This is a genomic window from Herpetosiphon sp., from assembly GCF_003512625.1.
Lineage (GTDB): Bacteria > Chloroflexota > Chloroflexia > Chloroflexales > Herpetosiphonaceae > Herpetosiphon > Herpetosiphon aurantiacus.
The window spans coordinates 12,290-31,868 of record NZ_DOPT01000099.1 but is presented as its reverse complement, the minus strand read 5'-3'; the positions used below and the strand labels follow the sequence as shown (position 1 = coordinate 31,868).

General features: G+C 50.5%; 23 protein-coding genes. 11 read left to right on the top strand and 12 right to left on the bottom strand.

Features of this window, described 5'->3' with window-relative positions; translation table 11 throughout:
• The first annotated feature begins 126 nt into the window (after positions 1–126).
• The 7 genes from DEF47_RS22405 to DEF47_RS22375 all read left to right on the top strand — a co-directional run bounded on the left by DEF47_RS22405 (position 127) and on the right by DEF47_RS22375 (position 5,822).
• A complete protein-coding gene (locus tag DEF47_RS22405; RefSeq protein ID WP_012189160.1) occupies positions 127–516 on the top strand; it encodes a hypothetical protein in 390 nt (129 codons plus the stop codon).
• 63 nt (positions 517–579) lie between these two features.
• Positions 580–1,584, top strand: a complete 1,005-nt coding sequence (gene mvaD / locus DEF47_RS22400; RefSeq protein WP_012189161.1) for a diphosphomevalonate decarboxylase — start codon at positions 580–582, stop codon at positions 1,582–1,584.
• Positions 1,585–1,593: 9 nt separating this feature from the next.
• On the top strand, positions 1,594–2,658 hold the full coding sequence (locus DEF47_RS22395; RefSeq protein ID WP_012189162.1) for a sortase: 1,065 nt from the start codon (positions 1,594–1,596) through the stop codon (positions 2,656–2,658).
• Between the two features lie 7 nt (positions 2,659–2,665).
• Positions 2,666–3,835 (top strand): hypothetical protein, encoded by a 1,170-nt coding sequence (locus tag DEF47_RS22390; protein ID WP_012189163.1) that lies wholly within the window; start codon positions 2,666–2,668, stop codon positions 3,833–3,835.
• Between the two features lie 72 nt (positions 3,836–3,907).
• Positions 3,908–4,666, top strand: coding sequence for a class I SAM-dependent methyltransferase (locus DEF47_RS22385; protein WP_012189164.1), 759 nt, complete (start codon positions 3,908–3,910; stop codon positions 4,664–4,666).
• Complete coding sequence (locus DEF47_RS22380; RefSeq protein ID WP_012189165.1) at positions 4,663–5,172, top strand: hypothetical protein; 510 nt, start codon at positions 4,663–4,665, stop codon at positions 5,170–5,172. The genes DEF47_RS22385 and DEF47_RS22380 overlap by 4 nt, the downstream gene beginning before the upstream one ends.
• Before the next feature lie 77 nt (positions 5,173–5,249).
• Positions 5,250–5,822 carry a hypothetical protein gene (locus DEF47_RS22375; protein ID WP_012189166.1) on the top strand — a complete coding sequence of 191 codons (573 nt, stop codon included), beginning with the start codon at positions 5,250–5,252 and terminating at the stop codon, positions 5,820–5,822.
• Between the two features lie 190 nt (positions 5,823–6,012).
• Here the strand turns inward: DEF47_RS22375 and DEF47_RS22370 are convergent, their stop codons facing one another.
• Together DEF47_RS22370 and DEF47_RS22365 are read right to left on the bottom strand one after the other, a co-directional pair.
• Complete coding sequence (locus DEF47_RS22370) at positions 6,013–6,828, bottom strand: TIGR02452 family protein (protein WP_012189167.1); 816 nt, start codon at positions 6,826–6,828, stop codon at positions 6,013–6,015.
• On the bottom strand, positions 6,825–7,607 hold the full coding sequence (locus DEF47_RS22365; RefSeq protein ID WP_012189168.1) for a GNAT family N-acetyltransferase: 783 nt from the start codon (positions 7,605–7,607) through the stop codon (positions 6,825–6,827). Before DEF47_RS22365 ends, DEF47_RS22370 begins: the two co-directional genes overlap by 4 nt.
• Before the next feature lie 167 nt (positions 7,608–7,774).
• Here DEF47_RS22365 and DEF47_RS22360 point away from each other — a divergent pair, with 167 nt between their 5' ends.
• Together DEF47_RS22360 and lon are read left to right on the top strand one after the other, a co-directional pair.
• On the top strand, positions 7,775–8,227 hold the full coding sequence (locus DEF47_RS22360; protein ID WP_287045353.1) for an Hsp20/alpha crystallin family protein: 453 nt from the start codon (positions 7,775–7,777) through the stop codon (positions 8,225–8,227).
• A 29-nt stretch (positions 8,228–8,256) separates the two neighbouring features.
• Positions 8,257–10,704, top strand: coding sequence for an endopeptidase La (lon, locus tag DEF47_RS22355; RefSeq protein WP_012189170.1), 2,448 nt, complete (start codon positions 8,257–8,259; stop codon positions 10,702–10,704).
• Between the two features lie 55 nt (positions 10,705–10,759).
• On the opposite strand, the gene DEF47_RS22350 is transcribed toward lon, so the two are convergent.
• The 5 genes from DEF47_RS22350 to DEF47_RS22330 form a co-directional block, all read right to left on the bottom strand.
• Complete coding sequence (locus DEF47_RS22350) at positions 10,760–11,143, bottom strand: STAS domain-containing protein (RefSeq protein WP_012189171.1); 384 nt, start codon at positions 11,141–11,143, stop codon at positions 10,760–10,762.
• Positions 11,144–11,173: 30 nt separating this feature from the next.
• Positions 11,174–11,638 (bottom strand): ATP-binding protein, encoded by a 465-nt coding sequence (locus tag DEF47_RS22345; RefSeq protein ID WP_012189172.1) that lies wholly within the window; start codon positions 11,636–11,638, stop codon positions 11,174–11,176.
• Between the two features lie 10 nt (positions 11,639–11,648).
• Positions 11,649–12,113: an ATP-binding protein gene (locus DEF47_RS22340; protein WP_012189173.1), complete on the bottom strand. Its 465-nt coding sequence runs from the start codon at positions 12,111–12,113 to the stop codon at positions 11,649–11,651.
• A gap of 192 nt (positions 12,114–12,305) precedes the next feature.
• Positions 12,306–12,848, bottom strand: coding sequence for a YaeQ family protein (locus DEF47_RS22335; protein ID WP_012189174.1), 543 nt, complete (start codon positions 12,846–12,848; stop codon positions 12,306–12,308).
• A 253-nt stretch (positions 12,849–13,101) separates the two neighbouring features.
• A complete protein-coding gene (locus tag DEF47_RS22330) occupies positions 13,102–14,622 on the bottom strand; it encodes a glycosyl hydrolase (protein ID WP_012189175.1) in 1,521 nt (506 codons plus the stop codon).
• Positions 14,623–14,985: 363 nt separating this feature from the next.
• Between DEF47_RS22330 and DEF47_RS22325 the strand changes: the two genes are divergently transcribed.
• Positions 14,986–15,867 carry a deoxyribonuclease IV gene (locus DEF47_RS22325; RefSeq protein WP_012189176.1) on the top strand — a complete coding sequence of 294 codons (882 nt, stop codon included), beginning with the start codon at positions 14,986–14,988 and terminating at the stop codon, positions 15,865–15,867.
• Positions 15,868–16,380: a DUF5679 domain-containing protein gene (locus DEF47_RS22320; RefSeq protein WP_012189177.1), complete on the top strand. Its 513-nt coding sequence runs from the start codon at positions 15,868–15,870 to the stop codon at positions 16,378–16,380.
• 249 nt (positions 16,381–16,629) lie between these two features.
• Here DEF47_RS22320 and DEF47_RS22315 read toward each other — a convergent pair whose 3' ends face one another.
• The 5 genes from DEF47_RS22315 to phoU (DEF47_RS22295) all read right to left on the bottom strand — a co-directional run bounded on the left by DEF47_RS22315 (position 16,630) and on the right by phoU (DEF47_RS22295) (position 19,513).
• On the bottom strand, positions 16,630–16,839 hold the full coding sequence (locus tag DEF47_RS22315; RefSeq protein WP_012189178.1) for a type II toxin-antitoxin system HicB family antitoxin: 210 nt from the start codon (positions 16,837–16,839) through the stop codon (positions 16,630–16,632).
• 232 nt (positions 16,840–17,071) lie between these two features.
• Positions 17,072–17,629 (bottom strand): MOSC domain-containing protein, encoded by a 558-nt coding sequence (locus tag DEF47_RS22310; RefSeq protein WP_012189179.1) that lies wholly within the window; start codon positions 17,627–17,629, stop codon positions 17,072–17,074.
• A gap of 99 nt (positions 17,630–17,728) precedes the next feature.
• Positions 17,729–18,040 carry a hypothetical protein gene (locus tag DEF47_RS22305; RefSeq protein WP_041304306.1) on the bottom strand — a complete coding sequence of 104 codons (312 nt, stop codon included), beginning with the start codon at positions 18,038–18,040 and terminating at the stop codon, positions 17,729–17,731.
• 66 nt (positions 18,041–18,106) lie between these two features.
• Positions 18,107–18,796, bottom strand: a complete 690-nt coding sequence (gene phoU, locus DEF47_RS22300) for a phosphate signaling complex protein PhoU (RefSeq protein WP_012189181.1) — start codon at positions 18,794–18,796, stop codon at positions 18,107–18,109.
• Between the two features lie 48 nt (positions 18,797–18,844).
• On the bottom strand, positions 18,845–19,513 hold the full coding sequence (phoU, locus tag DEF47_RS22295; RefSeq protein ID WP_012189182.1) for a phosphate signaling complex protein PhoU: 669 nt from the start codon (positions 19,511–19,513) through the stop codon (positions 18,845–18,847).
• Positions 19,514–19,579: the final 66 nt, after the last annotated feature.

The following is a 19,579-nucleotide window of genomic DNA, read 5'->3' as shown; positions in this document are numbered from 1 at the left end:
GGGGGTGCAGGGGGATTAAAGCCCCCTGCGTTTCCCTCCGGCGGAGGGACGGAAGGGTGGCGAATAAGTTTTATTCCATCCAGCAAATTCAACAAATATCAACCCTACATTTAGTTGAGGACAATGATGTCTGAGCTTTTTGAAGTGAGCGAAGTTCACAATTATGGTGGTTTTTTTGGTGGCGATACCGTAACCCTCGATGTTATGGCGATTGCTGATCACAACGATTGGCGACCATTGGTGATCGATGCCAAAGCCTTGGAGAACATTCCTGAGCGCCATAATTTATTGGCTGGAATGGTATTGACCCTCGAATTTAGTGGTGAGCGGGTTGATCGGGCGGTTTTAGTAGCGACGCGTGAGTATGAAGAATTACGCACTGCCTTAGGCTTGACCCAATTGCCAACGACCAGCACTGAGCCAATTAAATTAAGTGGTTGTTGCGAGCAATGCCAGCGCTGGCTGCCAGCCCAACACCTGACAAAGCAAGGCTGTGTGGTCTGTACACCAGCCTAAATTGGCCTAGGGATCTGCTACAATACGACTACTGAATTTGTTTATTTGTACGTGAGGAATGGTATGAAACAGCTTTCGCATGCGGCAACGGCAGTGGCTTGCGCCAACATTGCGTTTATCAAGTATTGGGGCCAGCACGACTCGCAACTGACGCTTCCAACCAATGGCTCGATCTCCATGAATCTTGATGGCTGTCTAACCGAGACAACCGTACAATGTTTGCCCGAAGCCGTGGACGATAGCGTGTGGCTAGCCTTAAGCGGTGGCGAAGAAGTTCAGGCCAAAGGTCGTCAATTTGAGCGGGTGATTCAGCAGATTGAGCGGTTGCGTCAATTGGCTGGGGTCACCGAGCGGGTTGAAGTGCGTTCGCGCAATAATTTTCCTTCTGATGCTGGCATCGCTTCGTCGGCGGCAGCGTTTGCGGCGTTGACTCGGGCGGCGGCCTCAGCTTTTCGTTTGGAGCTTGATGAAGCCGAACTATCACGCTTGACCCGACTTTCTGGCTCAGGCTCGGCCTGCCGCTCGATTCCGGCTGGTTTTGTTGAATGGTACAACGATGGCACGCATGCTGGCTCATATGCAGCCCAAATTGCCCCACCTGAGCACTGGAATTTGGTCGATATTGTGGCAGTGATTAGCACTGAGGCCAAGCATGTGGCTTCAACCAGCGGCCATAGTGTTGCCACGACCAGCCCTTATTTTTCGGTACGCTTGGAAGGCATTGAGCAACGTTTGGCCGATGTACGCCAAGGTATTCTTGAACGTGATATTGAGCGCTTGGGGCGAGCCTCGGAAGCTGATGCCATGTCGATGCATGTGATCGCTATGACTGCCCAACCGTCAACGATGTATTGGTTGCCTGGTACCTTAGCGGTGATGCAAGCGGTGCAACGTTGGCGTGCCCAAGACAATCTACAAAGCTATTGGACGATTGATGCTGGCCCGAATGTGCATGTGATTTGCGAAGCCAAGGATGCTCCCGAAGTTGAGGCACGGCTCTGCGAGTTGGATGCAGTCCAGTGGACGATCGTTAATGGTGCTGGCCCCGAAGCGCGTTTAGTAGGATAAGGTGCGCCGATGCTGCGACGACTACGAGCCTATTTGGTGATTGTTGGCCTGTTGGTAGCTACCGTAAGTGCTGGCTCAGCCGAAACTGCGGCGGGACAGCCGCGCTACTTTGCCGAAACTGGCCATAGTTTGGCCTATAATTTTCGGCTATTTTGGGAGCGCAATGGTGGCTTGCCAATTTTTGGCTATCCAATTACTGAAGTGTTCGTTGAAAATGGTCGTCCAGTACAATATTTTGAGCGAGCGCGGCTGGAGTGGCATGCAACCATTGGCTGGACGCTAGCCGGCCATCTGGGGCATTGGGCAGCCGAAGGCTCAGCTAAACATCCAGCCTTCACGCCGCGCAGCGAAGCCGCCTATCCTGGTCAAATCTTCTTCCCTGAATCGGGGCATACCCTAGGTGGGCTGTTTCGCCAGTATTGGGAGCGCAACGGTGGGTTGCAAGCGTTTGGCTATCCGTTATCGGAAGAATTTCTCGAGCGCAATCAACAAGATGGCCAAATTTATACGGTGCAATATTTTGAGCGCACACGCTTTGAATATCACCCTGAATTGCCAGCAGCTTTTCAAGTCTCGTTGGGCCATTTAGGTCGCCAATATTTGAATGCTACTAAGGCTGCGCCGGAATGGGCTACCCGCAAAGTCAATAATGCTGATGCAGCGTGGCAAGCATTACGGCCAACTCGTATCAGCATTCCACGAATTGGGCTTGATAGTACGATTGTTGAAGCAGGTTTTTCGTTGGGAACATGGGACGTACCAACCGATGCTGCGGCCCATTATTGGCCAGTGGCAAGTTTTCCAACAACGGCTGGGAATATAGTACTAGCAGGTCATGTCGGCTATCATGGTATTATCTTCAGTCAGTTACCGAATGCAGTCGTCGGCGATCGCTTGATCCTGACTGTTGATGGGGTAGAACACCGCTACCAAGTAACTGACATAAGTACTGTGACCCCCGACCAAACATGGGTAATGGAGCCAACCGCTGAAGAAACGGTGACGCTAATTACCTGTGTGCCGATCGGTGTGTATTCGCATCGCCTAATTGTGCGTGCGAAGCCCCAACCGTAGGAGTTGTATGTCATCAACTGTTCAACAATTAATTCAACAAGGCGTGCAGGCGGCTCGTGCTGGCAACCATGCCGAGGCACGACTGGTGCTGCGTCAGGCCATTACTGCTGACCCTCAAAATGAGCAAGCGTGGCTCTGGCTGAGCGCGGTTGAAGCCACCAATGGCGAGAAAATTGCCGCCTTACAGCAAGTTTTAGCAATTAATCCAGCCAATGCTGCTGCCAAACGCGGGCTTGATCTGCTTAAGCCAACTCAGATAGACTTTGCGAATTTGGGTCAGACGAGTACGGCGGCTCCGGCTAAAGCTAGTTTTTCGCCGCCGCCAGCCCGCGCAGCAGGCAATGCTAGTTTGTTGCAACCACGCCCAAATTTTGAAGTAAACTCACCTGCTTCGCCGATCAGCCAAGAATTTGGCACGCTGGCTAGTGCAACCCCTGCGCCGATCCCTGCCCAAACGCTCGAAACTCCAGCAGTGCAGGCAACAGTTGCCGAAACCAAGCCAACGCCTGAGCCAACAAACGCCGTTAACTATAATAATGATCTGGTTGGTTCGTTGCGGCCAGCCATTGCTAAAGGCCCCAAAAAGCGCTCAGTGTTGCCCACCAGAAGCGAATTGATAATTTCTGCTATTCTTTTAGTATTGCTGATCGGTGGGTTTAATCTGGTGCGTTCGGCTTTAGCTGGGCGGCTTGGTGGCTTGCGTGGTAGCGATGAAATTAGTGCTAGCGAGCGAGCAACGAGTCAGGCCTTAATTGGTTGGAATGCCAATGTGCCCACGCCAGTGGTTGAAGTAATTACTGATTCTGGCCAAGCGCCGCAGCCGCAACCAACCCAGCCTGTGGCAAGTGGTAGCATTCATGAATCGCGTAGCTATTTCTTGACGATCGGTGAAACGGTGATTGCCAGTGATGGTAAGCAGGTGACGATCAATCTCGTATTGCAAAATCCTTCCAATCAACCGTTAACCTTTCGGGCTGCCGATTTTACAATTCAGACTAACCTTGGATCGTTTCCGATTGCTTCAAATTCGCCTTTGATGAATACCCTGACAATTCCGGCGAATGCTAGCCACGCGGGCACGGTGCTTGCACGAACCAATACTGGTGAGTTTCAGTCGATCAAGTTGGTCTGGCGACCAACCAGCGGCGGGATTTCTAAAACAATTACATTACGCTAAATCTACTCGGTAATGCCATGGTTCGCTGCGCGGTGTTTGCACAACCATGGCGTTGCTATGTAAGGAACTTGGATGTTTGATCAGTTTGTACCTTATTATGATGCCGATTATGGCGATTTTCAGGATGATCTGTTGTTTTACCGTGAGCATGCTCGGATGGCTGGTGGCAGCATTTTAGAAGTGATGTGTGGCACAGGTCGGGCGGCAATTCCGCTGGCGCAGGCTAAACTAAAGTTGGTCGGCATCGATATTGCGCCAGCCATGATCGAACGCGCTCAAGCTGCTGCATTAGCGGCAAACGTCGCGGATCAGCTTGAATTTGTGGTTGCCGATGCAACCAATTTTCAGCTTGAGCAGCAGTTTGGTATGGCATTTGTGGCGATTAATTCGTTTATGCATTTGGAAACCACCCAAGCCCAAATCGCTGCTTTGCGCTGTATCCATCGTCATCTCAAACCTAATGGCCTGTTGCTGCTTGATTTGTTTAATCCTGAGCCAAGCCAACTCAGCGCGGTTGATGGTTTGATGGTGCTCGATAAAAGCTTTCATGTGAGCAACGGCAATTTGGTGCAAAAATTTGTCTATCGCAGCGTTGATTTAGCGGCACAGCATCAACATGTCCAGTTCTGCTACGATGAAATCCAGCCCGATGGCCAGGTGCGCCGCTGTGTGTTGCCCTTTGGCATGCGCTGGCTTTATCGCTACGAGGCCGAACATCTGCTGGCCCGTTGCGGCTTTGAGTTGCAGGCGGTCTATGGTTCGTATGAGCTTGACCCATATACCAGTGAATCGGAACGAATGTTGATTGTGGCACGAGGAATTTCCCAATGAGCATGCTTGATCCTTATGAAATTGAGCGAATTGAGCGTTCGCGCAAACGGGCGACCCGCTTGTTGATGGTAGTAATGAGCTTGGCAACCCTGTTTTGTGGGGCATTATTTATCTATATCATTAGCCCGCCGCCACGTGAATATAGTATTGGTCCAGTTAGCCAATTTCCAATTGGTCAAACGATTCAGGTTTCGGTTAAGCAACTGGTCGCCTCGAAAACCATCGTTAGTCGTCCTGAAGTTAGCGATGACCCCTTGTTGGTTACGCGCTTGAGCACCGATCAATGGCGCGTTTTCTTGGCTTGGGATAGTTTGAGCGGTTGTATTGTGCTCTATCAACAATCCGACCAAACATATCGTGATCAATGCTCAGATCGGGTGTATGATGAACGAGGATTATTAATTAGCGAGAGTCGGCGGTTGCGCCTTGGTGAGTTGCCGGTCACCATTGTTGGCGATCAGGTCCAAATTCGTGATGAACTTTTACCTGACCCCCGCCAAGAATAGCCTGACAATGGGCCTCATTGATTGTGGGGAAAAGGTTGAAGGTGTCCAGCTAGGTTTTATTGAGTAAAGGAGGGCATGTGTATCGCTTTGCGCGATCAGCCCCATTAGTGGTGGAAGAATTTGCTGATCCTGGGATCGATCACCGCGAGGGCGAACCATTAAGCTTAGGCAGCGCCTATTTAATGTTGGGGATGGTTGCTGCCGATGAATGCCCGCCAGAAATCCTGAATGTGCTCGATCAACTGAATCCCGAAAAATGGTATCATGGTCAGCTTTTTGAAACCATGATTAACTATTTTGAGGATCGTGATCCAGCCTTGATGATGGAAATTGGTCGTGGCATTTATTATTCGCTAGCAGTTCAGTTTCGCGAGATGGGGCTGAATACCCCAACCTCGATGTTGGTGGCCATGCCCGATGTTTGGCGTACAGCAACCCGTGGCTCAAGCGGCGAATGGCGCACAACGATTGTCGCGGCCTATCATGCGCGGGTCGAAGTTCAACAACCGTACAATTGTATGTTTGAGCAGGCGGCGATGGAAGGGGTTTTGCAAGGTTTAGGGGCACGTGATGTGCGAATCACTCACGAACCCTGTATGCGTGATGGCCATCCCTATTGTGTGTTTGATATTCGCTGGACGGAACGTTAAACAAATGCCCTTGGTTGAGTCGTTTGATGCTTGCCTGTTGCGCGTTTGGCGTAACCACCTTGCTCGCTCCTCATCGAATTGCTCAAACCAAGGATTAATTACCCCTCACTCCAACCCCTCGTCCACTGCGGTGGGCGAGGGGCTTTTATGTTTTTCAGTACACCGCCGAAAATCGGTAAAAGAGCGATAATTAATCGTTAAAGATAGCGGCAAATAGTGCGACGGTGGCTCGACGTGGGCTTGGATCATAAATTGCAAAATCAATTTGGGCAAACGGCCAGGCTTGTTGCCCAATAATCGCTTTGAACAACTTGGCAATCATTGCTGGATCATTGCCGAACACTCCACAGCCCCAAGCACCCAAAATGAGGCGTTCGATTGGTTGGCTGGCACAAAATGCTAGCAGCCGTTGCATGCGCTGGCGCATGGCTGGTTCAACCTCGCTACTTTGGCCAGTATGATTTTGGCGAATCGCTCCCGCATTGACCGCCGCCATCGTTACCACATCGACCAAATACGGCTGCTCTAGCCAATTACCTGCATCGTCGCACAGCACTGGCACTTGGGGCGACCAAATCAGCGCGTCGGAGTAGCATAAATCGTTTTGCTGCTTGTGAAAGCGATAAAACTCGCTACAACGAGTTAAACAGGGATACAAGCCCGACGAACGGGCGATACTTTCCTCTTGGGCTTGGCTACCACCTAGAAAACCACCACCTGGATTTTTGGCCGAAGCAAAATTTAAGATTGCCACCCGTTGGCCAGTTTGGGCATGGCTTTGGGCTGCGGCTAAAGTTGTGGCTGCATAGACGTTAATGCTTGGTTGTTGGCTGGCATTGCGAGCCTCCGCCAAGGCTGTATCAGGCCAGATGATCGTGCTGGCTTGTTCGGCGGCATGTTGCGCAGCCCGAATATCGACCGCTTGACCTGCTGCGTTAACATAACCACCCTCAGCTAGTGCATCGAGGGTGCGTTGGGCAATAATTTTACGTTCTTCGCGTTTCATCTTAACCGTGCGGTTCCTTCCCAAAAACTGCCAACTTGACGATAGCCAAGCGGCTCATAGATTTGGCGGGTGGCAAAATCGTTGCTTTTGACATCGTGAATGATGTTCGTGCAGCCTTGATCAAACAAACTTTGAGTTAGTTTGGCGATGATCGTGCGTACATAGCCATTGCCGCGCAATGCTGGGTCGGTATAGACATTGCCAATCGTTGCAAGCTGATCGCGTTGATTGATCAGATGAGTTCCGCCAACCGCAACGAGCGCCCCATGCCGTCGCACGCCATAGTATAAGCCGTTATGCAACTGATCAGGGCTAAATGTTGGTACGTCGTTCATGGTGTAAAAGGCCGAAAGCTCGCCCAAATGTTGATCTTCAAGTTGCTCGATTTGGGTGCCATTGGACTGCGCTTGTAGTTGACCAGCCTCGATTGCAATCCGAATCATTGGTTGTTCGTTGCTGAAGCGATAGCGTTGACCCAACACTTGGCGATACTGATCGTCCATATTCGCCACAATGCAGGCTTTTGGCCAACTACTTTGGGCTTCGAGAATCGCTTTAATCCCATCGGCAGCGCCAAAAGGCAACAATGCAGTAAAGGTGCTGGTGCGATACCAGAGCAAAATCGCCCAGTTTGAGCCATTTTGGGCCAGACTGAATTGTGAGCGTTCGCGGAAGGGTGGCTGTAAATCTCCCAATGCATAGGCTGATTCAAGGCGATTTTGGCGCAGTAAGTCGTGCAAGGTGTGGTCTGAAGGTGTGAAATCAACCTGCCAAGTCATGAAAATGCCTGTCCTTTGTGTGCGATGAAGGTCTGCCGCTGCATAAATTATAGACCTTCACGATGGGATTACAAGATTAACACTTTACCAACGCAGCGTCACTACGCTGTTAATGGAGTAGTGCTATGCTTTTTCTAGCAGTTTTTTTTAGTGGAGGTTCAAATTCGATGGCTAAGTTTCTTGTGGTGCGCCAATTGCCGCGCCTCCACACCCAAGGCAGCGCCTTTGAACGCGATTGGCAAACTCCATGGCCGCGGAGCAGCAACGCCCGTGTCTTGATTTGGCGACCACACGCCGATGTGCATGAGTATGCCGAGCAATTTGTGATCAAAGTCGAGTTGGCAGGTATGCGCGATGCAGCAATCGAAGTGACCTTGCATGATAGTGTCTTGTATGTCAGTGGCCAGCGCGAGGAGCATTGCCCCAACCACGGCGTGCATATTCACGAATTGGGAATTAATTATGGTCATTTTGAGCTAGAGTTTGCCATCCGTGCGCCAATTGACGAAGCAGCGATTAGCGCTCGTTATGATGATGGAATGTTGCTGATCGCGCTGCCCAAGCGTCATCCAGCCCAAACCGAACCACGGCGGATCTCGATTGAACAAACCAACGTCTAAATTACATTGGTGCTAACAAGGGGTTTTGTATGTCAGAAGTTGAACGAACAACCACGATTCCAGATGAAATCGCGATTTTGCCGTTATTGGGAACCGTCGCCTATCCCCAAACGATTATGCCATTGGCAATTGGTCAGCCTGAGTCGATCCGTTTGATCGATGATCTGATGGCTGGCCAGCGAATTGTGGGCTTGATGGCGCTGAAAAATGAAGATGAACGACCTAACCCTGTCCTGCCTGAGGATTTTTATCAGCTTGGCAGCGCTGCGGTTGTGCATAAATTAATGAAATTGCCCGATGGTACGCTGCGAGCGGCGATGCAGGTGCTTGAGCGGATAGAGATTGTTGAAATTATTCAGACCGAACCCTATTATCGCGCCAAAATTCGGGTTATGCCCGATGCGCTGGCTGAGAGTGAGCAGCTTGAAGTAACCGCCTTGATGCGCTCGATTGGCACGATTGCCAGCCAAATTGCTCCCTTGATTCCGCAATTTCCAACTGAATTATTGAATTCGGTGTTGAGCGAAGAAGATCCACGGCGTTTGGCCTATTTGGTGGCTTCGTATGCCCGTATGAGCGTGACCGACCGCCAAGCGGTGCTAGCTGAACCAAGCATCAAGCAAAAATTGCTCAAATTGAACGAAGTGCTGACCCGCGAATTAAATGTGTTGCAAATTGGCCAGCAAATTCAATCGCAGGTGCAAGATGAAATGAGTAAAACGCAGCGCGAATATGTGTTGCGCGAACAGCTCAAAGCAATTCGCAAAGAGTTGGGCGAAAATAATGAACAAGAGGTTGAGGTTGATCGTTTAGCCGAGCAAATTGAGGCGGCTGGCATGAGCGCCGAAGCTCATCAGCAAGCCATGCGCGAGCTTGATCGGTTGCGCCAAATGCCAACGGCGGCGGCTGAATATAGCGTGATTCGCGGCTACTTGGAAACCCTGATTGCCTTGCCATGGCAAAAACGCAGCGACGACACGATTGATGTGGCTCAGGCTACCGAAGTTCTCGATGCTGATCATTATGGCTTGGACGAAATCAAAGAGCGGATTTTGGATTATTTAGCGGTGCGTGAGCTACGCCGCAAACGATCGCCAGAGCGTGATCCTGGGCGTGGGGCGATTCTGTGTTTCGTTGGCCCTCCAGGTGTGGGCAAAACTAGCCTTGGTCGCTCGATTGCCAAAGCCATGAATCGCGAGTTTGTGCGTTTGTCGTTGGGCGGTGTGCACGACGAGGCTGAAATTCGCGGCCATCGCCGCACCTATATCGGCGCAATGCCAGGCAGTTTGATCCAAGCGATTCGGCGCAGTGGCGTGAACAATCCGGTTGTTTTGCTCGACGAAATCGATAAATTGAGTTCAGATCACCGTGGCGATCCAACCTCGGCCATGCTTGAGGTGCTTGATCCAGCCCAAAACACCAATTTCCGCGACCATTATTTAGATGTGGCGTGGGATTTGTCGCCTGTGATGTTTATTGCAACCGCCAATACCCTGCAAACTATCCCAGCGCCATTACGCGATCGTTTGGAGATTATTCAGCTTGGCAGCTATACCATGCGGGAAAAGTATGAAATTGCCAGCCGTTATTTGGTGCCAGAACAACGTGAGCAACATAGCCTAGCGCCAAATGAAGTAGAAATTGATCATGAAGCCTTATTGGTAGCGATTGAAGAATATACTCGTGAGGCTGGGGTGCGAAATTTGGAGCAACAAATTGGCACATTAATGCGCAAGGCAGCTCGCCAAGTTGCGCTTGGTTCTGCCACGCCAATTGTGCTCGACCCAGCCAAAACCCGCGAATATTTGGGCAAACGTCGTTACTTCTCGGAAATTCACGAGCGCACCGATCGACCTGGCATTGTCACGGGCTTGGTTTGGACTCCGGTTGGCGGCGATATCATCTTCATCGAAGCGACCAAAATGACAGGGCGCGGCAACTTCGCCTTGAGTGGCCAGCTTGGCGATGTGATGAAAGAATCGGCACGGGCAGCGCTGAGTTGGGTGCGGGCTGAGGGCGAAGCCTATGGCATTGATCCAAATTTTGCCCAGCACTACGATTTACATGTGCATGTTCCGGCTGGTGCTCAGCCCAAAGATGGCCCATCGGCGGGGATTGCCATGGCCACAGCCTTGGTTTCGTTGCTGACAGGGCGAGTTTTACGCGACGATGTAGCAATGACTGGCGAAATTACTTTGCGTGGTAAAGTCTTGCCAATTGGTGGGGTACGCGAAAAAGTCTTGGCAGCCCATCGCGCAGGCATTCGCACAATCATTTTGCCACAGCGCAATCTGGCCGATTTGGATGAAATTCCGGCGGATGTATTGGCTGAGGTTCAATTCCATGGGGTGGAGCATGTAGGGCAAGTGATTGAATTGGCGTTGCGAGCTGAGGCAAGCGAAGCGCCAGTGAGCGTGCCTGAATCAGCGGTCATGCCAAACTTATTCCAATCAGACGTTGAAGTGCTGGTGCATTAAACACAAACAGCGCCGTTGGAATTGCTCCAACGGCGCTGTAACTTGAGAATCTGAATTATTGTGCCGATTCGACGGCAGCTTGTTGATGGCGTTGCATGGCCGCGATAGCTTCCTCTTCGGTGGCGAAGATATCGGCATATTGAGCGAGGCCGACCATGCGGAAAATCTTTTGGAAGTGCGGGCTAAGGCCGCTAATTGCCAGCTTTTGAGCTTGACGATTGACCTCAGTTACAACCCCAATTAAAATAGCAATCCCCGCGCTGTTGATATAATCGCTTTGGCGCGAGTTGATAATAATATACTTAGCGCCCTCTTTGGTAACGCCTTCGTATGCCCCCGTAATGGCCTCTTCGGCAAATGTGGTTACATCACCTTCGAGGTCAATAATCCAAATCCCGTCGCGTTGACGGGTCGTAACTTTCAATTCATCGTCAATCATAGGTCCAAAACTCCTTGACCAAGGATCGCGCTAGGCTGAGGCTGATCCATGCCGTCGTGGTGGATTATACATTGCTAATCGAAAACGATTACCTTGTCCGGGACGCGACGGTAGAAAGCCGCACTCATCAACAAGCTGTTCAATGAGCATTAAGCCCATCCCTCGCGCCGATGCCAGCCCAGCAAGTTTTTGCTCGATGGTTGCTGCTTCGATCTCTTGGGAGGGGTGAAAACGAAGACCTTCATCGCTAATAACCAGCACCAGCCGATTGCGAGAAATCGTGCAGGTGATATGAATTCGGCGTTGGACTTGGCGCTGATTGCCATGCTCGATGGCGTTGATACAGGCCTCGCTTAGTGCCGTGCGTAAATCCTCAACGCGCTCTGGGTCAAACCCCATATTCCGTGCGAGCGTACCAATTGCTTCACGGGCGATTTTTTCATAGCCAAGCTGGCTGGGAAATATCAGTTCGATGGTGGCTTGGGTTTGCGCCATGTTCTTCAACTCAACGATCTAGGTGGATAACCATCCGTAATTTATTGCCACCTGATGGAGCGACCGAAAACTGGACTTCATCCATCAGTTCTTTAATTAACCAGATTCCCCAACCACCTTTATCGTCGCTATGCAATACTTGGTGGATGTCGGGTGTACGCTCAGTGATGGTATGATCAAGCAGTTTGCGCCCTTGATCAGCCACATCAACAATCAACCCGTCATCGCTGCCAGTAAAGACCACCACGACTTTCATTGCTGAATCGTGTTGATTGCCATGTTCAATTGCGTTTGTCACTGCTTCGCTGACCGCAGTGCGGAGCGATTCAACGCGATCATGAGAGAAGCCCATCCGTTTCGCCATCGCACTGGCGGTATCCATGGCGACTTTCTCGTACCCCAGCCGACTTGGCAAGTGGAGTTCAATCACCCGTTCTTCATCGCCACTAGGGGCCATGTGTTGTGGATTGGACATTTGGAAACCTCACGTCGCTCGCAATGACGGTGCTAGCCCTCACTATACCATAGGCGAATAAGCCTATGCAAGCTTGACTTTTGCAGGCGTTTAAGCCGACAGCGAGCCAGCAACTTGGGCGAATGCTAAGCCTCTGCCGAGTATAACAAAGGTTGTTGGCTGCTTCAAGCCCTACACTTCTAATTAGTGAGCCTAGTTGCTAATCCGATGTTCTTCGATGTGGCTGTTCAGGCTTTGTCCAGCTATTTCGATATAGAGTTGTTGTTCGGTCAGCGAAATGCCCAAATTACAGCGCCGTTCGATCAGGTTGGCAACGTTTTCAATAAACCGCCGATCAAAGGCATAGACTGGAATTTGCTCGGCTTGAAAAATGGTTTTGCCACTGAAATTACCCAGCACTTGGGCTACATCGCGATGGGTGTATACCGCCGCCCGTCCAGCTCGTTTGCTGCCACGATGTAAACGCTCGGCATCAGGCGCACCAACCTCAAACCAGCCAGTCACCTGCCCGGTCAAATCGCGAATCCAAACCGCTGGTTCATCGCCAGCCGCCACGCCCTGAGTGAAGGCGATGCCATCGCTGTATTCTAAGCAATAAGCCAAAATTCGCATCAACATATATTCGGCTGATTCAGATGGTTGGCGGGCTACGCGCAGTTCTAATTGCTCATAAACATTGCGATCAACATTGGCTAAATCAACATTAATTGTATAAATCGTTGCACTAAGCGCCATGAATGCTCCTCATTAATTGATTTTTTGATAGATAGCTTGTCATTACCATTGACTCCATGTCCTGCTTGTGCAAGCGAAGCCACGATGGTATTTCCAACACGTTAGTTGGGGATTGTACCATTGTAGCGTCTAGGCGAAATTTGGTTGACGGAAGGCTTTCTATTCCATAGCGCCTGAATCTATCAATAATTGGAGCCAACATTGCCGCAAGCCCATGATCAAACCTGATCATGGGCCTTGACATTAATTTTGATTATTGCAAGGTGACATAATCGAGATAAATTGCGCTAGTGCCGCTGCTATTAGCGGGCGAACTAAAACTAACCCCAATTTCGTTGACGATACCAAGATTGGCAATGCCACTCAAGTTGAGGGTTAATGTAGTTGTGCCCCCACTATTAATTGTGATTGCTCCGCCGTCGTACCAAGCCCAATTTGAGCCAACCTTGATATAGAGTTTGGCGCTAATTCCGCTGCCAACATTGCCCCAAGTGGCATGGCGCACGCGGGCTTGGAGTTGGCTTTTGCCACTAAAATTGTGGGCTTGAGTTAATTTCAAGTCGTAACTACGATTGCCCAAACTCACATCGGCTTTGAGACTGTAGCTACCATTGGCGGCCCATTCGTTGACCGACCATGGCCCTGCATTGACATTGGCGGCGCTCCAGCCTTGGGTGCTGCCCTCAAAATTATAGAGCGTTGCGCCACTACTGATAGGCGTAGCGGTTGGGTTGGTTCCACTACTACCCAATCTCCCATTCAGATATTGGCTGATGCGGCTGCGATTGACGGTTTTGTTATGTTGATAAACGCTTTGGATTTTGCTATCGCTATTGCGATAAAACATGTCGGTATGCCACGTCATAAAGAAGGCAAATGGTGCATTGTTCAATGCTGCTGGATCAAGCATATAATCGACTTCGGTTAATGCTCGTAATTTGCTACTATCGAAACGAGCTAAATCAGTGTACCAACTGCTATAGTCAGCCGAGCTATTGTTATAAATATCGTGGCCAAGAATATCGACCTTGCCGCTCGGATACCAATCAGTACCGACTCCCTTGGTTCCTGCCGACCAAACCCAGATCAAATTGTGCAAGCCACGGCTGTTGGTCAGATAATCCCAGAGGTCATTCCACAAACGCTTGTAATTACTTGAGCCAATTTTATCCCACCAGAACCAGCCACCGCCCGCCTCGTGATAGGGCCGCCATAAGACTGGTACACTGGCATTTTCCAGTTTTTGCAAATCGTCAGCGATGTTGCTGCGCCAGGTAAGGTAGCGGCTACGCTCAGTTGTGCCATCAACAAATATATTATTGATATTGACTTGCACAAACATATCATCGTGATTTGTGCCTTGGCTGCCGTAGGGTGTCCAATGTTGGCTGATTGTTGGCAGCACTTTGGCAGTATTCCAATCGCTAATCATGGTGTCGATCATCCATTGGGCATCGTTGGCGTAAGCTCCGCCGAAGGGGAAATCCCAGCCCCGCAAACCTGGATATTGGCGTGGATTTGTGCGATTGTAGATGGCGTTGGACATTTCGTCTTTGCGCGAGGAATCCCAATGGACTTCTTGCTGGCCGCTGATGATAGAGTGGCCTTGATATTGGGCCATGCGATTAATCACGTTTTGGGCGTAGCTAGCAATTGCTGGGTCGGCGGCGGCGTAGGCATTGGTTGCGCCGCTCGTTGAGGTCGAAGGGATTGTACTGATCAGCAAGGCCAGCATGCCAAGCAGCAGCAATGGAACTCGTTGAACTTGGGACATGACCAAATCTCCGTTGATTAAGACAGCACAGCATAGCGCTATCGTGACAAGTGCCAAAGGAACGTTCCAAGTCAAAGCTTAATAGTACTTAATAAAATGTCAACTATTTTTCAATAAAAAACTTTAGAAAATATTAATATGTTCAAGGATTAGAAGCTGGGAAATTGCCCATAATGCAGCCATTGCAACGGATTTCATAAATAACGATCTAGAATTTTAGTAAATCGCCAGCTTGAGTTTTTTTTGAATTGATGTCTGCATTGCAAAATAAAAATCATCATGAACTATTACCCACGCCTAATCTCAACAACGGCTTGAAAGTGCTATAATTGCAGGCGACACTTGTTTGGAGTGAGAAACCCCATGCCCAATTTAGGAGCGCATGTTTCAACCGTTGGTGGGTTGCAGACCGCCTTTGAGCGAGCGCAAGCCACGACCTGTCATGTGATTCAAATTTTTACCAAAAGCCAACGCCAATGGAATGCCAAACCGCTGACTGCTGCCGATTGTGCCAATTTTCAAGCGGCCCATCGTGACGCTGGCATGCCACCCTTGATTGCCCACGATTCCTATTTGATCAACTTGGGCAGCCCCGACAATGGCTTATGGGAAAAATCGATTGCAGCCTTTCGCGTTGAGCTAGAGCGTTGTCAGCAATTGGGAGTTGGCTCGTTGGTGACCCATCCTGGGGCGCATGTTGGCTCAGGCGAGGCCGCTGGCCTTGATCGGGTTGGCGCAGCCTTGCGGCGTTTACTGGCCGAAGACGTTGGCGGCGAAACCCAGATTTTGCTCGAAATTACTGCTGGACAAGGCACGGCCTTAGGTCATAGTTTCGAGCATTTGGCTCGCTTGATCGAGCTGTGCGATGGTCATCCACGGCTTGGAATTTGCTTTGATACCTGCCATGGCTTAGCTGCTGGCTACGATTTTCGCACTGCTGAAGGCTACCAAACCACCTTTGATCATTTTGATCGTTTAATTGGGATTGATCGGCTGCGGGCGTTTCATCTTAACGATTCGAAAAACGATCTTGGCAGTCGGGTTGATCGGCATACCCATATTGGTGAGGGATTTGTGGGCTTAGAAGGGTTTGAACTCATTATGAACGATCCTCGCTTTCAAACGATTCCGATGGCCTTAGAGACTCCCAAAGAACCCGATGAAAGCGCAGATATTCGCAATTTGGCAACGTTGCGCGGTTTGCGCCGCGCAAGCGTTAGTGCATCACCACAAAGCGAGGTATAAATGGGAAACCAACCAAAAAGCAAACGCAAGTTGTGGGTATCGTTATTGTTGGGCTTGGCCGCTGTGGTGGTGATTGTGCGGCGCAAGCTGCATCCGATCGATTCGGCTCCAATTTTGCCTCCGCCCCCACCGCCGCCATCTGATCCGCCGCGAATCGTGCTGCCAACCGATATTTTAACCACCGAAGTTGCCACCAGCGCTCCCGAATTGGAAGCCGAGCCAGAAGCAGTGGTCGTTGAAGACGAAGCACCATTGTTGGAGCTTGAGGTTGGTGGGAGTGGCACGGCTGCGCCTGAAACCGAGCAACCCGCAGCAGAAGTTGTGGTTGAAGACGAAGCACCAGCCGATGATGACGACGATGATGAACTGCGCAGCTATTGCGTTTCCTGTCGCGCTAAGCAACCGATGATCGATGCCCATGAAGAATTGACTGAAAATGGTCGTCGTGCCTTACGCGGAACCTGTGAAGTCTGTGGCGCTGGGATGTTCCGGTTTCTGCCCAATAAAGATTAATCGTTGAACGAACCATCATTGGGTGGAATTTGCTGTCGATGTCATGCCCTCACCCCTAACCCCTCGCCCGCCCAGCAGGCGAGGGGGAACCACCAGAATGATATTTGGAACTCCCCTCGCCCACCGCGGTAGGCGAGGGGTCGGGGGTGAGGGAACGGTACAATTGGTTGTTAACCCAATAAACCATTACAGCTAGAAGCCTTATTAAATAACTGCCAGTATTTTGCTAATTACTGGTGGTTATTGATTTTAGTGATTAATTTCAGGCTCGAATTCAATATAATCAACCAATGTTGTCGAAGGCGGAATTGGCTCGCCTTCCAAATGCATAACGATCGCCTCTTGCAAACGCTGCTTAACCTCTTCAGGCGTTTCACCAGTCGCAACACAGCCTAAAACATCGAGTATATAGCCTGAACAGTTGTTTGGTCCTTGCTCGATCACAATTGCGTAGCGCATTAGGATTCTCCTTAGCGGAGGTTTAATAAGTTAAGTATTGATCAATTGCTACTTGAAATGATCGGCCTAAAGTTGGAATGGCTAAAACTACAAACGGCCCAGTTGGGCCGCTTGTAGGAGAGAAGAGTGTGTGTGAGGAGGAAGGATTTGACCATAGTATCCTGCCTCAAGCTTACCCTCAACCTAACGATTCTTCGCACCCATAGTCCTATTTCAGGCTATACCACATGGGTTAGATCTTGCGGACTTGATCCCCTTGGCGGATCGTGCCAGGTTGAACTACCCGCGCATTGATTCCACGCAAATGCAATTCTTTGCCAACGGCTGAATTGACGAACTTAATCGCATCTTGGCCGTAGCGTTGGGCGAACTTTTTGCAGCCATTATGCGGCTGATCAGTTACCTCAATAATTGCCTCGCCAATGGTCAGGCGTGTGCCTGCTGGCAAGTTTGCATCGCTCAAATCGAGATCGATAAACAATTGATCGCCAGCCCATTGCCAACGCTCTTGGTCAGGCGCTAGCAAGCCAATCGAGCGCACATTCATAATGTTCAGCTGCATATCGGGGTGTGAGCTACCGTCGTCAGTCCGTGAGCTGCCGCGCGTTTGCCAATTATCGCCGACTAAACCCTCAACCAGATCAAGCTGGCCTTCGCTGAGCACTTCGCGTTGCTCGGTGGCAGGACGACGCACGATTAGCTGCAAGACCCCTTGATCCTTGGGTGCTTGACGAATGTGATCCAACCCTGCCTCAAGGGTCTCCATGGGAACATACTCAAGATCGATCATGGCATCCTACCTCATCGTAAACAAAAAAACGAGCCTCCAAGTTGGAGACTCGTTGCGCCAACTGTGGCGCTTTATTATGCCATGGCTTGGGTCACGACGCTAGCGAAATTTGAGTAGGTTGCCCAATTTTATGCCGTGCGCTTGCAGCCGCTTGCCCACATTGCCCAATGTCCAAGCAATAGGGGCGATTGCTGCTAGGGCTAAGCCAATCCACAAGCTGAACGACCATGTTTCAAGCAAGGCTGCTCGCCAAACCAACAAACCACCCAAGGCGGATAGGCCTGTCCAAGCGCCGAGCAACCAAAGCATGCTGGCGCGGCCTTGCATGGCTCCGCGTAAGCTTGCCACAGCGACCCAACCAAAACCTAGCAAACCCAAAAATCCCAGCCACGCTAACAATGTCCAAATCATACATCCTCCAATGCCAACGAATTGCAATCCGAGGATACTACGCTGAGCATGCCATGATGTTCCAGTTTAATGGTTAAGCACCACAACTTTGCCAGTAATCAGATATTCAATTTGCTCAGCCAAGTTGGTGACTCGATCGCCCAAGCGTTCAAGATTGTGAGCCAACGTCAGCAGATGAATCGTAGCAGCAGCCATATCGGGGCTGGTGGTCGAAACCTTGACCGTGGCCTCGAACATCTCACGATACAAATGATCGATCACATCATCGAGTTCGGTTACGCGGTCGGCAAAGCTGCGATCGTTTTGGCGCAAGGCCTCTAAACCAGCATGCAAAATTTCGCTGGTGCGCTGGCCCAATTCGCTAATCAGGCGCGGAATTGGCTGGGGCATGGCTGAAACGCTGACAAAATTGGGCGTGGCAGCGATCCGTTCTTGCAGTTTGCAGATTGTCGCAGCATAATCGCCCATGCGCTCTAGCTCTGGCAGCAGGCTAAGCACCACACTCACTAAGCGTAAATCACGGGCCAACGGCTGTTGGGTGGCGATGATCAACAGGGCTTGATCATGCAAGCGTTGAACTTCGTGATTGATGGTTTGATCGTTTTGCACGACCTTGCGCACTGCTGCTTGATCGTATAGTTTGATTGATTGAAGTGCTTCGCTTAATGCTGCTTCAACCATTGTTCCAACCCGAAAAACCCCATCGTGCAACTCGGTGAGTTGTTCATCAAATATGTGACGGTGAGACACGCCCATAAAAAACCTCCAACAGAGAATCTGCCAACCTACCAAAAGCGTTCTTGATTATGCCCGTTGTTCATTCAGGTCGGCCATATGCCCTGTTGCCATAAAGACAACCCGTTCTCCAATATTGGTAGCGCGGTCGGCGATCCGTTCGAGATTATGCACAACGTAAAGTAGACGGGTGGCTTGTTCGACGGTGCTCGCATCAGCAATCATCACTTCGAGAATTTCGCGCTGTACCCGATCGGTTTGCTGATCAATTTCGTCATCGGCTGCGCTCAGTGTTTTTGCCAAATCAACATCTTTGCGGGTGTAGCATTCCAAGGCAGTGCGCAGCATCAACTGCGCTTTGCTGGTCATCGATGGAACCTCAGCTTGGGGCTTGAGGGCGGGAGTTTGGCCTTGGCGAATCGCAATTTTGGCAATGCCCTCAGCATAATCGCCAACCCGCTCAAGCTCGCTGGCAATCGTGATGATTGCGCTGACCAAGCGTAAATCACGTGCCACCAACGGCTGCTGGGTGGCAAACAACAAAAGTGCTTTTTCCTCTAAAGCATATTGCGCCCGATCAATTAAATCATCGCTGCGAATAACTTCCTGCGCCATTGCCTCATCGTGGTTGGTTAAAGCCTGAATAGATTGGCCAATTGCGGTTTCGACCAACGCGCCCATGCGTAACAAGTCATCATTCAATGACCGAAGCTGCTGTTCATAATGTTCCCGTGACATACCATCCTCCGATGCGCTAGGAAGGCTACGCCTGCTCGATATGCTAGCTGGATGCTAGATTAGCTA

Coding starts and splice junctions, on each gene's coding strand:
- DEF47_RS22315 (WP_012189178.1), bottom strand. CDS start 16,839: ATGCGCTACGCAATTGTGATCGAGCAAGGACCAAACAACTGTTCAGGC.
- phoU (WP_012189181.1), bottom strand. CDS start 18,796: ATGGGCGTGTCTCACCGTCACATATTTGATGAACAACTCACCGAGTTG.
- DEF47_RS22330 (WP_012189175.1), bottom strand. CDS start 14,622: ATGTCCCAAGTTCAACGAGTTCCATTGCTGCTGCTTGGCATGCTGGCC.
- DEF47_RS22320 (WP_012189177.1), top strand. CDS start 15,868: ATGGGAAACCAACCAAAAAGCAAACGCAAGTTGTGGGTATCGTTATTG.
- DEF47_RS22335 (WP_012189174.1), bottom strand. CDS start 12,848: ATGGCGCTTAGTGCAACGATTTATACAATTAATGTTGATTTAGCCAAT.
- DEF47_RS22345 (WP_012189172.1), bottom strand. CDS start 11,638: ATGGCGCAAACCCAAGCCACCATCGAACTGATATTTCCCAGCCAGCTT.
- DEF47_RS22390 (WP_012189163.1), top strand. CDS start 2,666: ATGTCATCAACTGTTCAACAATTAATTCAACAAGGCGTGCAGGCGGCT.
- DEF47_RS22340 (WP_012189173.1), bottom strand. CDS start 12,113: ATGTCCAATCCACAACACATGGCCCCTAGTGGCGATGAAGAACGGGTG.
- mvaD (WP_012189161.1), top strand. CDS start 580: ATGAAACAGCTTTCGCATGCGGCAACGGCAGTGGCTTGCGCCAACATT.
- lon (WP_012189170.1), top strand. CDS start 8,257: ATGTCAGAAGTTGAACGAACAACCACGATTCCAGATGAAATCGCGATT.
- DEF47_RS22350 (WP_012189171.1), bottom strand. CDS start 11,143: ATGATTGACGATGAATTGAAAGTTACGACCCGTCAACGCGACGGGATT.
- phoU (WP_012189182.1), bottom strand. CDS start 19,513: ATGTCACGGGAACATTATGAACAGCAGCTTCGGTCATTGAATGATGAC.
- DEF47_RS22365 (WP_012189168.1), bottom strand. CDS start 7,607: ATGACTTGGCAGGTTGATTTCACACCTTCAGACCACACCTTGCACGAC.
- DEF47_RS22405 (WP_012189160.1), top strand. CDS start 127: ATGTCTGAGCTTTTTGAAGTGAGCGAAGTTCACAATTATGGTGGTTTT.
- DEF47_RS22325 (WP_012189176.1), top strand. CDS start 14,986: ATGCCCAATTTAGGAGCGCATGTTTCAACCGTTGGTGGGTTGCAGACC.
- DEF47_RS22370 (WP_012189167.1), bottom strand. CDS start 6,828: ATGAAACGCGAAGAACGTAAAATTATTGCCCAACGCACCCTCGATGCA.
- DEF47_RS22305 (WP_041304306.1), bottom strand. CDS start 18,040: ATGATTTGGACATTGTTAGCGTGGCTGGGATTTTTGGGTTTGCTAGGT.
- DEF47_RS22380 (WP_012189165.1), top strand. CDS start 4,663: ATGAGCATGCTTGATCCTTATGAAATTGAGCGAATTGAGCGTTCGCGC.
- DEF47_RS22395 (WP_012189162.1), top strand. CDS start 1,594: ATGCTGCGACGACTACGAGCCTATTTGGTGATTGTTGGCCTGTTGGTA.
- DEF47_RS22360 (WP_287045353.1), top strand. CDS start 7,775: ATGGCTAAGTTTCTTGTGGTGCGCCAATTGCCGCGCCTCCACACCCAA.
- DEF47_RS22385 (WP_012189164.1), top strand. CDS start 3,908: ATGTTTGATCAGTTTGTACCTTATTATGATGCCGATTATGGCGATTTT.
- DEF47_RS22310 (WP_012189179.1), bottom strand. CDS start 17,629: ATGATCGATCTTGAGTATGTTCCCATGGAGACCCTTGAGGCAGGGTTG.